The organism is Microbacterium sp. P5_E9, from assembly GCF_054049175.1.
The window spans coordinates 1-502 of record NZ_JBFUMV010000187.1; the positions used below are offsets into that span (position 1 = coordinate 1).

General features: G+C 64.3%; 1 protein-coding gene. It reads right to left on the minus strand.

The features are described from left to right. Positions 1-409: LysR family transcriptional regulator (locus tag ACXJ3V_RS20910; RefSeq protein WP_457102272.1), on the minus strand; the 409-nt coding region annotated here is incomplete at its 3' end. Positions 410-502: the final 93 nt, after the last annotated feature.

Consider the following 502-nt stretch of genomic DNA (forward strand, 5'->3'; position numbering starts at 1 on the left):
CCTCCAACGGGTCCACCCGCCGATTGGTGACGGTCAGGGCGACGCGAACGCTCGGGTAACGGTGCATGAAAACCGGCAGGAGCGGCGTCAGCCAGAGCTGCGCCAGGGAGATCGGGCAGCTCACGCGGATCAGACCTCGGGGCTGCGCAATCGCCTCTTGCACGACTTCGTGTGCAGATTCGCTCAGGGCCACGATCGCCTTGCAACGGTCGTAGAACAGCTGGCCCACCGGCGTCACCTTCAACGACCTGGAACTGCGCTGCAGAAGGCGCACCCCCAGCCGCTCCTCGAGCAGCGCAATGCGCCGGCTCAAGCGGGACTTGGGAATCCCCATTTCCCGGCTGGCGGCACTGAAGCCCTGGTGCTCCACGACCATCGCGAACAGCGCCAGGTCATTCAGGTCGTCCATTGATGTGTCTCCTCGTTGCCCGTGATCGTATGGGCCTCGCATCTCGTATGGCCTCGTTCCACCTGCTGAACGCTGCGTTCGAACAGGCCGGAT